Source organism: Elusimicrobiota bacterium (genome assembly GCA_016706425.1).
In the GTDB taxonomy this organism is placed as follows: Bacteria; Elusimicrobiota; Elusimicrobia; order FEN-1173; family FEN-1173; genus JADJJR01.
Map to the genome: position 1 here is coordinate 2,489,107 of JADJJR010000001.1, position 12,484 is coordinate 2,501,590.

Genomic DNA, 12,484 nt, shown 5'->3' on the forward strand with positions numbered 1-12,484 from the left:
CTCAAAACATGAAGATTTTGCCCACGGGGATAGAAGGATTGGTTTTGCTCGAGTCCCCCGTCCACCGCGACGAGCGGGGGTGTTTTCTTGAGCTTTTCAACGCGCGGGATATGGCCGCGGCGGGGATACCGGGGCCCTTCGTCCAGGACAATTTAAGCGTTTCCGCCCGGGGGACCCTGCGCGGGCTTCACTTTCAAAGGCCGCCCCACGCTCAGGGGAAACTGGTGCGCGTCTTAAGGGGAGCGGTGTTCGACGTGGCCGTGGACCTTCGGTCCGGCAGCCCCACGCGGGGGCGGTGCTTCGGCGTCGAGCTTTCGGCGGAAAACGCGCGGGCCCTTTACATACCGGCCGGGTTCGCCCACGGTTTTTTGGTGACGAGCGACGAAGCCGATTTTTTTTACAAGTGCACGGATTTTTATCGGCCCGAAGCCGAAGGCGGCCTGGCCTGGGACGACCCGACCCTCGCCGTGCGTTGGCCGACGCTGGACGTGCCCTACCGGCTCTCGCCCAAGGACGCGTCGGCCCCGCGCTGGGATCCGAAGAAATAGTTGCGTTCCGCCAGCGCCCGCACGCGCCCCGCCACAAAGGCGGCCTCGCCGTCGGGAGCGCTTCCGCGTTTTTCCTTTAACCGCTCCAGCGGTGGGAACGCCGCACCTTTTTCCACAAACCGACGCACGTCCCAATCGATAAACGCGTAGGGACGCCGCGCGAAATAGGAGTTGATCCGCGCGTCCCCGTATTGGGCGAAGGGCCCGGAAAGCCGGTAAGGCAAAAAGAAGGGGAGGGCATTGACCTGGGTTTGCAGCCACAGGGACCCGGCCAGAAGCGCCGCCGCGGCCCCCCCGGCCACACGGCCGATCCCCGATCGTCGCCTTTGCCATACCAAAACCACAGGGACGGAGGCGGCGGGCAAAAAGAAAAGCAAATAACGGGGCCCGTAGGCCGCGTGCCCCTCCCAAATCGCCGTGAACGAAAACCCCAGAAGGAACAAGACTCCCACGCTCCCGAGTAGCAGCGCCAGGGGTTTTTCGCGAAGGAAAAATTCCCGGGCCCCGAACAGAGCCAGCGCGGCCAGGGGAAAGTGGAAAAACACGCTGCGCTGTGAAGAAAATAAAAACCCCCACAGGGCCCGGGGGAACACCGCCGCCTCAAAACGGTCCGGCGTCCCACCCGTCTCCCGCCAGTGGCTGTAGCCCGTTTCCAGGACATGACCAAACCGAAATTGGTTCAGGCCCATCCAGAGCCCGAGAAGGACCAAAAGGGCGGTGACCGCCACCGCCCCCACGTAGCGCCGAGCCGGCCCCCGCGCGCGCAGGAACACGTACGATGCCACCAACGGCAAAAGCAACCCGTAGGTGAACCGAAGGAACAGAAGAGCCCCCGACAGCCCCATGGCCAACGCCGCCCAACAAGCGGGGCCGGCCGGGGTCTGTTGCGACCTTTCCGGGCCCCGGGACAAAACCAACGCCAAGGCGGAAAAAATGGTCACTTGCCACAATTCCGACGATTGCGCCCGGGTGTAAAACCACAAAAATCCGGTGTACAAAGACGCCCCGACGTAAGCCACCGCCACGGCCGGCGTTGCCCAACGCCGCGCAAATAAAAAGAGAATTCCCGCCAACAACGCGGACCACAGGCTGTGGTAGATGTTCAAGCACCACAAAACCACCGGGTCGTCCAAGGCCGGGGGCAAATCCTCCCTCACGGCGTGGGCCACCCACAGAGGGGGCGCCGACAACAGCGTGTTCAAGACGCCGTATTTTGAGAAAAAAAAGTTTTTGGCTTTGTGGATGACAAAATATTGTGGCCCCAAACCGGGGTGCGCGGAGAGATCTTCCGGGGTCAGTCCCCAGCGGCTGTGGCGCAGCCAAATGTCGGCTTCCACGCGAGGCGCCCAAGGATCCCCCGGCAAAATTTTTGACGGCATGAATAAGAACTGAATAACCAACACCGCGACCCCGGTGGCGAACGCCCATCCCACGTCGGAGCGGGTCATCCGCGAAGCGATAAGCGGGGACGCGCGACGCGGTGCAGTTGCGCGAGTCGCGCGCGGATTTGAGCCGGCGTCACGGTCTTCAACCGGTCCAGGGAGAACTTCTCGACGGTGAAACTGGCCATGACCGTGCCGTAAAAAAGGGCCTGGTGGAGGGACGCCTCGTCGAACTTGTTCCCGACCCGGTTCAGATAACCCATCATTCCGCCGGCGAAGGTGTCGCCGGCGCCTGTTGGATCGAACACCTCCTCCAGGGGAAAAGCCGGCGCCGCGAAGACCCCCCGCTTGGAAAACAATAAAGAGCCGTGCTCGCCTTTTTTCACGACGACGAAACGCGGCCCCCAGGACCGAATCGTCCGGCCGGCCTGGATCAAGCTGGCCTTGCCGGAAAACTGGCGGGCTTCGCCGTCGTTCAAAATCAAAATGTCGATTTCCTTGCAGAGGGCTTTGAGCCGGTCCGGCTTGGTGGCAATCCACAGGTTCATGGTGTCGGCGGCGACGATCTTGGGCCGGCGCACCTGGCGGAGCACACGCAACTGAAGGTCCGGGTCGATGTTGGCGAGGAACACGGCGTCCGCCGCGCGGTGGCTCTCCGGCAGATCGGGGGAAAAGCGCTCAAAAACGTTCAGGCGCGTGTCGAGGGTTTTGGCCTCGTTCAAGTCGTTTTCGTAATAACCGGACCAGCGAAAAGTGTCCCCATCGACGGTTTGCAGGCCCGTCAGGTCGATTTTCTTTCGACGGAGCAGGTCCAGGTGGGCGCGCGGGAAATCCCGCCCGACGACCCCAACCAACTTGACGTCGGTGAAGAAACGCGCGGAATAGGAAAAGTAAACGGCCGAACCCCCCAGGGCGTTCGCCCGCTCCCCGAAGGGGGTTTTGACCGAATCCAGCGCCACGGACCCCACCACCACGATGCCCATGAGGAACCTCCGAATGAGATGGGGGAATTACTCACCCGTCCCATGAATAGGATACATTTTGGCCGGTCGATTTTGTGGGGCGACAAGGAGCGAGGAATGCGCGTATCGGGAATACGCAATCGACGAGCGACGCCGCTCGCCGCGCAAAAGCGCCCGGCCCCGAAGGGGGAGCCCCCTTTTCCCCGCCTTCTTCGTTGCTCCTCGGTTACGATGGCCCCGCATCGCGCCCTCGTCGCGCCTCGAATCCGGACAAAAGGAGGCTCCCAAAATGGATTCTATTCATGGGACGGGCGAGCAGGACACGTCGCCGCGCCGGCGGCAACGGCGGGTGACTCAACTCTTGGGGCGGTATTGAGGCTCGAGTCCTTCGAGGAATTCGTCGAACACGGAATCGTGGAGACGCTTCAAATGGGCCTCGAGTTCGGAGACGGTGAGGAGCGACGGCCGGGGGCCGTCGGGTCCGCCCAGGGGATCGGCCATCTGATAGAAGGGGATGCCGTGGCGGTTGAGCAGGGCGTGCAGGCGCTTTTCCGCCAACATGAGCCACCATTCGATGCCCAGGCGCCGCGACATTTGATAGGCCGTCCGCAACAGGCCGAGGATGATGATCGGGCGGCTGCGGCGCTTGAGGACCGGGGGCAAGGGATCGTGGTTCGGCAAAACGCCCCCCTCCGCCACCGTCAAGTACCCCTCGGCGCCGAAGAGCCCGTCCTCCCTTCGGCGGCGCCAGCGTTTATCGATGACGAGATGGGAGAGTTCGGCGGTTTTTTCGGGCGGGCCGGGACAACGGAAAGAGGGCAGCACGTGGGCCAGGGGGAAGCCCCGTTCCGAGTGGAGCACCAGCCGCAGGGCGCCGACCACCTCATCGCCCTCGAGGGCGATGGGATGGAGTCCGGCCCCGTCGAAAGCGTCCACCAGCAGATCGTCGGTGTGCTTGACGGGACTGAAAAAGCCGAACTCGCGCACGTACACGTCGTAACGGAGCCGGTGCACGGCGCGCAGGGTCCGGCTGCCGTCGGCGATGGTGAAGCGCACGTCCCGGGCGTCCATGAGTCCCATGCCTCTATTGTAGTGTTTCTTTTAGGGCCCGTCGAAATCGGCGGACCGCCTTCAAGTGGTCTTCGTAAGTTGCGGAAAACGTGTGGCCCCCCGCCGCGTCGGCGACAAAATACAAAGAGGGAACGGCCGCCGGGGAAAGGGCCGCCGCCAACGCGGCGCGCCCCGGCGCGGCGATGGGCCCCGGCGGCAGGCCAAACCGGCGGTAGGTGTTGTGGGGATGTTCGAGGCGGAGATCCGCCCGGGTGAGGGGGTTCTTCCAACCCCCGAGGGCGTATTGCACCGTGGGGTCGCATTCGAGGCGCATCCGCTTTTTCAGTCGTCCGTGGTAAACGGCGGACACGAGCGCACGTTCGTCGTCGCGGCGGGTTTCCCGCTCGATCAAGGAAGCCATCGTAACCGCTTGGCGAACCGTCCAAAGCCGGCTGTCTTTCAGACGGAAAACATCGTCGGGACCCACGGGCACGGCGCCGGGGTTATTCGGAACCACGTCGCCCGTCGCGGCGGCCGCGGCAAACACTTCGGCCCAAACGACGTCGAACCGTTCCCTCAAAAGCGTCGCGACACGGGGGGCCGGGGTGTTCGGCTCGAGAAAGTAGGTTTCGGGGAAGAGAAACCCTTCGAGGGGAAGGGCCTCCCGAAGGAACGCGTCCCGATCGCAGACGCCGAGGGCCGCCAATCGGTCCGCCATCTGCCAGACCGCGTGGCCTTCGGGGACGGTGAACCGAACCGTGGCGCCGCGCCCGCGGATCATATCGCGCAGGATTTGATCGGAGCGGGCGCCGACCGGAAGCCGATAGAAGCCGGCTTTCAATTTCTGGTCGGAACGGTACAGGCGCGCCAGGATTTCCACCCACAGGCGGGAGCGGACGTGGCCTTCCTCTTTCAATCGCCGCGCCGTCGCGCGGGCGCTCCAACCGGGTTCGATATCGAAAAAGCCGCCCCGGGCCCCGGGAGGCGGGCTGTTGACCCACGTCAGGGCGAAGACCGCCCCGAGGACGAACGTCGCGCCCGTCGCGAGGGCGCGCCCTCGGCGCGGGGGCCGCGGGGCCGGGTCCATCAGGATTTCCCCCGCCGTGCGTCCAAATAGGTTTGGAGAATCACCGCCGCCGCGGCCTGATCGAGCCGATCGCGCCTCGCCCGGGCGGACCGGCCGCCGTCCCGCAGGCGCGCCTCGGCTTCCACGGTCGTCAATCGCTCATCGACGTATTCCACGCGCAGCCCCCCCTCGGCGAGGCGCCGGCCGAGGAGCGCCGCCGCCGTCGCGCTGTCGCCCTCGGCGCCGTTCATGTGGCGGGGGATGCCCAGCACCACGGTGTCCGCGCCCCGCTCCCTCGCTAAATCGGTCAGCCGCGTCACCACGTCCCCCAGGGACCGGGCCTCGATGGTGGCCAACGGGTGGGCGAGCAGGCCCAACTCGTCGGAAACAGCCACCCCCACGCGCCGACGCCCCCAATCCACGCCCAGACAAATGTTCACGCGGACCATTGTTCCAAACTTGGACACCCCAAAGCAACACGACGCTTGCTAAACTAGTGTCGTGTCCCACAAATACCTTTACTTTTGGCCGGGCGATTTTGTGGAGCGACAAGGAGCGACGAGGGCGCGATGCGGGACATCGTAACCGAGAAGCGACGCCGCTCGCCCCGCAAAAGCGCCCGGCCCTGCTTTAATAAGTCGTCTCGCGAAAGCGTGACGTATAAATCGGCTGAAGGGAGGCCCGAATCCGCCCGGTTTCTTCGTTGCTCGTCCGTCACAATGGCCCGCATTGCTCCCTCCTCGCGCCTTGAACCCGGGCGGATTCGGGCCTCCAAAAGCAAAGGTATTTGTGGGACACGACACTGAGCCATGACCGCCCGTGAAATGCGCCGCGCGCTGATTTTGTACTTCCTCACCGCCGGTGTTTTTTTGTTTCCCCTTTTCGCCGGGTCGGTGCCCTACATCGGGGACATGACCCGCTCGTTCCAACCCTGGTTGACCTACGCCGCGCAGGAGATTCAGGCGGGACGCCTGCCCCAATGGAACCCCTACACGGCCTGCGGCGAACCGTTTATGGCCAACCCCCAGGTGATGACGATGTCCCCCCTGGGCCTCCTGTTTTGGATGTTCCCCTTCGGCCGGGCCTACGCCTTTTTCCTGGCGGCGGCCCACGGGCTGCTGTTTTTCGGCTCTTATCTGGCGTCCCGAGCCTGGCTCTCCTCCAAAACCCCGGGCCCCAGCCACGGTCCGGCCTTGCTCACCGCCGTGGCCATGACCTGGGGCGCCTTCGGTGTCGCTCATTGGGAATTTCCCAGCGCGGTGGGAACGCTGGGGTTTCTGCCCTTCCTGTTTTTATTCGGTTGGGCCGGCAGCGGAGCCGGGGTGACGCTCGCCACCGCCGCCGCTCTCGCAACGGGGTACGTTCAGTTTGTCCATTACGGGGTTTTCGCCGCTTTCGTGGGGTGGATGGTCCGCGCCCGGTCCACCCCGGGCGCCAAAGCGTGGGTTTTGGACAAGGGGCGTTTCGTCCTGGCCCTGGCGGCGGCCGCGGTGCTGGTCCTTCCCCAAATTGTCGCCTCCTGGGACGCGGCGCGGGAATCCCTGCGGGCGGCCCTGGACGCGACCGACGCGCGTCAGTTCCTGCTTTCCCCCGTGTTCGCCATCAAAATTTTGGTCCCCTGGATCACGAACCCCGTGGCTTTGGCGTTCCAGTCCCCGCCTTTCGACGCGGGGTTTTGGCCGGTGGCGCGTCCATGGCTCTCCACTTTCTTTGTGGGAACCGGGGTGGCCCTCCTGGGCGTGACGGGATTTTTCCGCGCGGGTCCGCGCAAGACGCTCGCGCTGTTCCTTTTGGTCAGCGGCGGACTCGCCTTGGCGTTGGGAGTGGACCCTGTTTTTGACGCGCTGCGACGAACGGTCCCCGGCCTGCGCTACATGACCCATTTTGCCAACGCGGCCATCCTGGCCGTGTTCGCTCTGACCCTGGCCGCCGGCGAAGCGGCCCGGCGAACCGCTTGGCGAAACGGCCTGTTGATCTTCCTCACGCTCGGAGCGCTGGCCGTGACCCTGGGGCTTTCGTTGGACGGCGGGGCGAGGGCCCACCTGTGTCAGCGGTTGTTGGGAACAACGGCGTTGACGGCCGTCCAGGACCGATGGGTGTCGGCGGCCGCCGGCGGCGCGGCGGCGTCGCTCCTGTTTTTCGGCGCGTTGTGGTTGATGTTCCACCAACGGCGGTGGGCGGTGGCCGGGACGTTCACGACCTTGGAATTGTGGCTGCTGGCCCGTGCGCTCAACCCGCTGGCGCCCGACGGATTCTACCACCGCCCTTTGGCCTTGACCAAAGAATTGGCCGCCGCCCCCCACCGTTTGGCCCTCGCCCCAAACGCCATGAAATCCGCGGAACCGCTCGCGGGCGACAATTTGCTGGACGGTTACCACAGCCTTCGGCAATCCCTGTATCCCAACGTGCCCCTGCCTCACCGCGTTCCCCAGACCTGGAGCCACGAGGTGTTCGGGGGAAGGCGTTTCGTGGAGTACCGTCGGCGCGTCCCGGACCTTCCCGGGCCCAGCGCCGCCCTCGATTTCCTGGGGACGTCGCACATCGTCTCCATCGAACCGCTGCCGGGGCCGTCTCGCTTTTTGGCGCAAAGCGCCAACGCGCTCCTTTACACCCGGCCCCGGCCGCTGGAACGGGTCACCTGGGTGCCGCGGGCGCGGGTCGTCCCGGACGACGCGGAGCGCTTGAAAATCATTGAAACGGGATGGGATCCCCGCAACGAAGTTTTGTTGGAAAGCCCGGGACCGGCGGAGGGCTCCGAGGGGCAAACGACGGAATGGGCCGAGGAACCCGGCCGGGTCACGGCCCGGGGACGGGGCGCGGGTTGGTTGGTGTACAGCGGCGTTCACGCCCCCGGTTGGCGGGCCTCTGTCAACGGCCAACCGACCGCGATCGCCCGGGCCAACCACGCTTTCATGGCCCTGCGGGTCCCCGCGGGCGAATGGCGCGCGCTGTGGGTGTACCGGACGCCGGCCTTGGCGGGCGCACTCGGGGCGGTGTTCTTTTTGGTGTTCGGCGCTTTCGGCTGGGGATTTCGGAAATTGCGTACTTATTAGACGGCGAACCTCCGGACCAGGGGCCCCCCGGGGTGGGCCTTGGCTTCGCGAAGGGTTTTTTCCGACTCGTCGAGAACCGCTGCGGGGTGGGCCGGACCGCCCGACCCGACGTCCGTGATGCCGATGGACAGGCCCAGAGGGGGTCCGTCCACGGGCGGCGGACCGTCCCGGTGGATCGCGCCGCGGGCGCGGTCCGCGGCGGTCAACTGCATGGCCAACAAAGCGTCGGCGTTCTCCAACACGCGGGCGGCCACCACGGCCGCCCGGGCCACGCTGGTTAAAAATCCGAAATCGTCCGAACCCCAATGCACGGCCAGGTCTTTTTTGTCGGCCAACTCCTGCACGGCGCTTTTGAGGATCATGCCGACCAACCGCACGACGTGGTCCCCTTTCTCGTAACCGTAGGCGCGGCTGTACACGTTGAGGCTTCGAATGTCCACGCGCCCCACGGCGAAGGATTCCCCGGCGGCGGTTCGACGGCGAATTTCCCGTTCCAGAGCAACCCCGCCGGGCAAGCCCGTCAAGGGGTTGGCGGCCAGGTCCTCCCGGCTGCGCTGGAGCGTGCGCTCCACCCGCGCCAGCAGTTCCATGGCGTCGTAGGGTTTGGCGACATATTCGTCGGCGCCGAGCTTGAAACCGGTGACTTTGTCCCGGGTGTCGCCCAGACAGGTGAGCAGAATGATCGGGATGAGACAAGTGGCCGGGTCCTGGCGCAGGCGCTGACACACTTCGAAACCGTTCATCCCCGGCAACAGGACATCCAAAAGGATCAAATCCGGGAACTCCCGCCGGGCCGTTTCGAGAGCCTCCCGGCCGTCGGCGGCGGTGATGACTTGGTGGGCGTCCTGCCCCAACAGGGCGCGCAACACATCGACTTGCCCGGCGTCGTCTTCGGCGACGAGAATGCGCGCCGGGGATTCGATCACTCGTCGCCGTCCCGGTAACTCAAGAAGAGCCCCCGGCCACGGCGCAGGACGTCCAGCAGGACGCCGTCCTTGGCGTTGGCTTTTTTGGCCGCCTTCAAAAAGGCCGCCACGTCCGGGGTGCGCTGGCGGTTGAGCGAAGAGATCAAATCCCCGGCCTCAAGGCCGAGGCGCTCGGCCAGGCCGCCGCCCGCCACTTCCAACACCACCACACCCGCCGTCCCGGCGGGCACGCCCAGGCGCGCGGCCATGCTTTCGTCCAAGGGCCCCACCCGCGCGCCCTCCCAAATCGACTCGCCCGCGGGTTCGCCGGTGTCGCCGGTCTCCCCCTCGGCCGGGGTGGAGGCCTTCGGCATTTCGGCCGTGGCAAGCGGCAATTCCAGGGTTTTCCCTTCGCGGATCAGCCCCACGCGAACGGTGGTCTTGGGCGGGGTGCGTCCGACGATGTCCACGAGGATGTCCCGGGTGGGGGTCTTTTTCCCGGCGAAAGAGACGATCACGTCCCCGCGTTTGAGGCCCGCCTTGTCCGCCGGACCGCCGGGCAGAACGTGGTTGATCATGACCCCCTCGGCCTTGGACAGACCGAACTGCCGGGCGATGACTTCGTTGACGGAGAGGATTTCCACCCCCATCCAGCCGCGCACGACGCGGCCCTTCTCGATCAATTGGTCCATGATGTCCTTCACGCGGTTGGCCGGGATGGCGAACCCGATGCCCGCGAAAACGCCGGTCGGCGCGTAAATGGCGGTGTTGACGCCGATGACCTCGCCGCGGATGTTGACGAGGGGCCCGCCGGAATTGCCCCGGTTGATGGCCGCGTCGGTTTGGATGAGGCCCGAATAATTGACGCCCTCGATGCTGAGCGATTGCCGGACGGCGCTGATGACCCCCACGGTCACCGTCTGTTCGAGCCCGAACGGACTGCCGACGGCGATGGCCCAGTCGCCCACGCGGGTCTTGTCGGAATCGCCCAGGGCGGCGTAAGTCAAGGCGCCCTTGGGCTCGATTTTTATGACCGCCAGGTCGCTGCGCGGATCGGCGCCGACGACCTTGCCGGCGTATTTCCGCTCCTCGGGGAATTGAAACGTCACCGTCAACTCATCGGCCCCGCGGACCACGTGCTCGTTGGTGAGGATGTACCCCCGGGGATCCACCACCACGCCCGAACCCATGCCCTGCTGCTTGCGCTGGAAGGGGCGGGGGGCGGGGCCTTGCCGGCGGGGCGCGCCGTGGAATTCCCGGAAGAATTCCTCAAACGGATCGCCGAAAAAGAATTCCTGGGGCGCGGCCTGGAAGGTTTCGATGTGGGTGGCCGTGATGCTGACGACGGTGGGTTTTACCCGTTCGGCGACCTTGGCGAAGGACTCCTGGAGATTCAACACCGGGCCCTCCACGGCGACCGGCTCGGTTTGCCGGCCCTTGTTCTTCGACGGGAGCCAATCGGACGGCAGCAGGCCGGACTCGCCCCGGCGGTCGGCCATCCAGACCACCAGCGCCGCAAAGGCGGCCACCGCGGCCCAAAAGAAAACGCGTTTTTGATGGGATTCGTTCATGCGACTCTCCTATTCCGCCCGGACGAAGGGCAAGGTCACGTCTTGACCGTATTTGTACACGCCGAGGGTGCGGCGCTGCGAAACGCCGGGGGGTGTCAGCAAATCGATGTAGGGCGGGGCGGCCCGGCCGGGGGCGGCGCCCCCGAAGGCGGCGGGCGCGGGGTCGACCGCGACGGGCAAGGGGCGGCCGTCGGGGCCGCGCCCCATGACCGCCACGCCGAAGGCCCAGCCCTCCGGCGACCCGCGCAGGGCGCTGGCCGGCACGTCCACCGCGAAGGCGCCCGGACCCGCGCGTTTGACCGGAAAAGTGGACAAAAGTTTCGGGGCTTCCCCCAGGCCGGAGCGAACCAGCCGCGCCCCCCAGCCGTCCACCGTCAACACGTACTCCCAGGCGTCCGTGGCCTCGACCAGGCCGGGGCGGCCCGGGAGCAGATCCTGCGCGCCGGCGCCCGACGAACGATTGATGTCGATGTAGGTGTCCACCAAGGGCAGGGAGAACCCGCCCGGCGCGCGCGCCGGGTTCGCGAGGGCGGTGAATTCATAATAAAACGTGATCACGGTCTCGCCGGGCCGCACTTCAAAGGTGCGCAGGTCCCAGGACCCGGCGGGGTGGGAACCCGTCGGATAAAAGTATTCCCCCGGGCCCCGGTCGTCGGAGCGGGCGTCGCGCCAGCGCAACACCGCGCCGTCGCGTTCGAACGCGCCGTCGGGCTCGGCTTCGCCTTGGCCCGCCGCGGGGCCGCGCGCGAACCCCCGGCGGACCTCCGGCGGAACGGGGCGACCCATCAGCTGGTACACCTGGTTCAAAGTGGCCAAAAATTCCCGGCGGACGTCGCCGCCGCGGTCGGCGTTGCCTTCGGACCCCAACTCGTAAAAAACGCGTCCGTCTTCGGCGGCGTGGATTTCCTTTTTGGCGAGGTCCAGCGCGTTCATCCCGGCGTCGCCGGAATTTTGATAATCCTCGATGGCCTGCCGCGCCAAGCCGAGCAGTTCCCAGGCCCGGTTTTCTTCGGGTTCGCCGATCCACGGCGAGAGGTCGGGCGGAGTCGCCGGAACGCGGGCAATCCCGGCGGGGAGCGGGTCTTCGGTCAAGAGCTCGCCGAGCGGGGCCCATCGCACACGCCCGGGACCGGACAAGACCTCGAGGGCGGACAGTTCTTCGAGGGCTTCGATTTGCAGAGGCCCGTAGGTGCCGGAGGATTTGACGAGCGGCTCCAAAGTCGATTTAAACCAAGACTTCCGGGCGGTCGCCCCGACGGGCCAGCGCGCCGCGCGGACAATGGGCGGGCGCGCGTCTTCCTGAACCGTGGGCACGGCGGAGGAGGGCAACACCGCCCAGCGCAGCTTGAAACGGGACCACAGCGGGGTTTCCGGACCGACGACGGCGTCCCAGGGCAGGGCGAGCCCCGTCGGCGACACGCGCCATCGGCGGCGGTGGGCGGCCCGGGCCAAGTCGATTTGCTCGAGGACGTCCTCCGGCCGGGCGAACCGCGGCGGTCGCGCCTCGACGGGAACCGCCGACAGTTGGGCGTGGTCGGTGTCCATCAACAACGGCATCATGGGGCGGTGGGGCAGGGTCAAGACCACCTCCACCTGTTTGGAAGAGACGAGCGCTTGAAAAAGCGTTTTGGCCCGGCGACCGCGTTCGTCCTCGCCAAAAAACTTGTCCGGGAACACCGCCGTCAGGCGCCACGTCGGCCGTTGGGCGAGGAATTCCGCCGACATCAAGGCGTCGACCCGGGGGCCGGGCGCCCAAAGGATCCCCACGCGGGGGCCTTCGGCGCGCGGCGGTTCGACGGCGACCGGCGGGACCTCGGGGACGGCCACGGGCGGAACCACCGGCACCGTCGGTCGGCCCCCCCGGGGCGGCAGGGGGCCCAAGCAGGCGGTCAACACCATAAGGGGGGCCAGACCCATCCATCGGACCATCGAACGAAACGGGATCAT

Annotated in this window: 10 protein-coding genes; 2 read left to right on the forward strand and 8 right to left on the reverse strand. The window is 66.2% G+C overall.

What is annotated here, in order from left to right; translation table 11 throughout:
• Window positions 1–8: 8 nt before the first annotated feature.
• Window positions 9–548, forward strand: coding sequence for a dTDP-4-dehydrorhamnose 3,5-epimerase (gene rfbC, locus IPI56_10375; protein MBK7546126.1), 540 nt, complete (start codon window positions 9–11; stop codon window positions 546–548).
• Here rfbC and IPI56_10380 read toward each other — a convergent pair.
• From IPI56_10380 to ruvX, 5 genes are all read right to left on the reverse strand, one after another.
• Window positions 494–1,996 (reverse strand): hypothetical protein, encoded by a 1,503-nt coding sequence (locus IPI56_10380; protein MBK7546127.1) that lies wholly within the window; start codon window positions 1,994–1,996, stop codon window positions 494–496. The genes rfbC and IPI56_10380 overlap by 55 nt on opposite strands.
• On the reverse strand, window positions 1,993–2,913 hold the full coding sequence (locus tag IPI56_10385) for a sugar kinase (GenBank protein MBK7546128.1): 921 nt from the start codon (window positions 2,911–2,913) through the stop codon (window positions 1,993–1,995). Before IPI56_10385 ends, IPI56_10380 begins: the two co-directional genes overlap by 4 nt.
• A gap of 333 nt (window positions 2,914–3,246) precedes the next feature.
• Window positions 3,247–3,972 (reverse strand): GNAT family N-acetyltransferase, encoded by a 726-nt coding sequence (locus IPI56_10390; protein MBK7546129.1) that lies wholly within the window; start codon window positions 3,970–3,972, stop codon window positions 3,247–3,249.
• Between the two features lie 4 nt (window positions 3,973–3,976).
• Window positions 3,977–5,029: an endolytic transglycosylase MltG gene (mltG, locus tag IPI56_10395; GenBank protein ID MBK7546130.1), complete on the reverse strand. Its 1,053-nt coding sequence runs from the start codon at window positions 5,027–5,029 to the stop codon at window positions 3,977–3,979.
• Window positions 5,029–5,457: a Holliday junction resolvase RuvX gene (ruvX, locus tag IPI56_10400; GenBank protein ID MBK7546131.1), complete on the reverse strand. Its 429-nt coding sequence runs from the start codon at window positions 5,455–5,457 to the stop codon at window positions 5,029–5,031. Before ruvX ends, mltG begins: the two co-directional genes overlap by 1 nt.
• A 360-nt stretch (window positions 5,458–5,817) precedes the next feature.
• On the opposite strand from ruvX, the gene IPI56_10405 reads away from it, so the two are divergent.
• The gene (locus tag IPI56_10405; GenBank protein MBK7546132.1) at window positions 5,818–8,061 is read left to right on the forward strand and encodes a hypothetical protein; all 2,244 of its coding nucleotides are present in this window, start codon (window positions 5,818–5,820) and stop codon (window positions 8,059–8,061) included.
• On the opposite strand, the gene IPI56_10410 is transcribed toward IPI56_10405, so the two are convergent.
• From IPI56_10410 to IPI56_10420, 3 genes are read right to left on the reverse strand one after another with little or no spacing between them, the layout of a single operon-like run.
• Window positions 8,058–8,987 carry a response regulator gene (locus IPI56_10410; protein MBK7546133.1) on the reverse strand — a complete coding sequence of 310 codons (930 nt, stop codon included), beginning with the start codon at window positions 8,985–8,987 and terminating at the stop codon, window positions 8,058–8,060. The genes IPI56_10405 and IPI56_10410 overlap by 4 nt on opposite strands.
• On the reverse strand, window positions 8,984–10,537 hold the full coding sequence (locus tag IPI56_10415; protein MBK7546134.1) for a Do family serine endopeptidase: 1,554 nt from the start codon (window positions 10,535–10,537) through the stop codon (window positions 8,984–8,986). The genes IPI56_10410 and IPI56_10415 overlap by 4 nt, the downstream gene beginning before the upstream one ends.
• A gap of 9 nt (window positions 10,538–10,546) precedes the next feature.
• Window positions 10,547–12,484 (reverse strand): hypothetical protein, encoded by a 1,938-nt coding sequence (locus tag IPI56_10420; GenBank protein MBK7546135.1) that lies wholly within the window; start codon window positions 12,482–12,484, stop codon window positions 10,547–10,549.

What these genes read in the sequence shown, in the direction of transcription:
- rfbC (MBK7546126.1), top strand. Translation starts at nt 9, where the DNA reads ATGAAGATTTTGCCCACGGGGATAGAAGGATTGGTTTTGCTCGAGTCC.
- IPI56_10380 (MBK7546127.1), bottom strand. Translation starts at nt 1,996, where the DNA reads ATGACCCGCTCCGACGTGGGATGGGCGTTCGCCACCGGGGTCGCGGTG.
- IPI56_10385 (MBK7546128.1), bottom strand. Translation starts at nt 2,913, where the DNA reads ATGGGCATCGTGGTGGTGGGGTCCGTGGCGCTGGATTCGGTCAAAACC.
- IPI56_10390 (MBK7546129.1), bottom strand. Translation starts at nt 3,972, where the DNA reads ATGGGACTCATGGACGCCCGGGACGTGCGCTTCACCATCGCCGACGGC.
- mltG (MBK7546130.1), bottom strand. Translation starts at nt 5,029, where the DNA reads ATGGACCCGGCCCCGCGGCCCCCGCGCCGAGGGCGCGCCCTCGCGACG.
- ruvX (MBK7546131.1), bottom strand. Translation starts at nt 5,457, where the DNA reads ATGGTCCGCGTGAACATTTGTCTGGGCGTGGATTGGGGGCGTCGGCGC.
- IPI56_10405 (MBK7546132.1), top strand. Translation starts at nt 5,818, where the DNA reads ATGACCGCCCGTGAAATGCGCCGCGCGCTGATTTTGTACTTCCTCACC.
- IPI56_10415 (MBK7546134.1), bottom strand. Translation starts at nt 10,537, where the DNA reads ATGAACGAATCCCATCAAAAACGCGTTTTCTTTTGGGCCGCGGTGGCC.
- IPI56_10420 (MBK7546135.1), bottom strand. Translation starts at nt 12,484, where the DNA reads ATGATCCCGTTTCGTTCGATGGTCCGATGGATGGGTCTGGCCCCCCTT.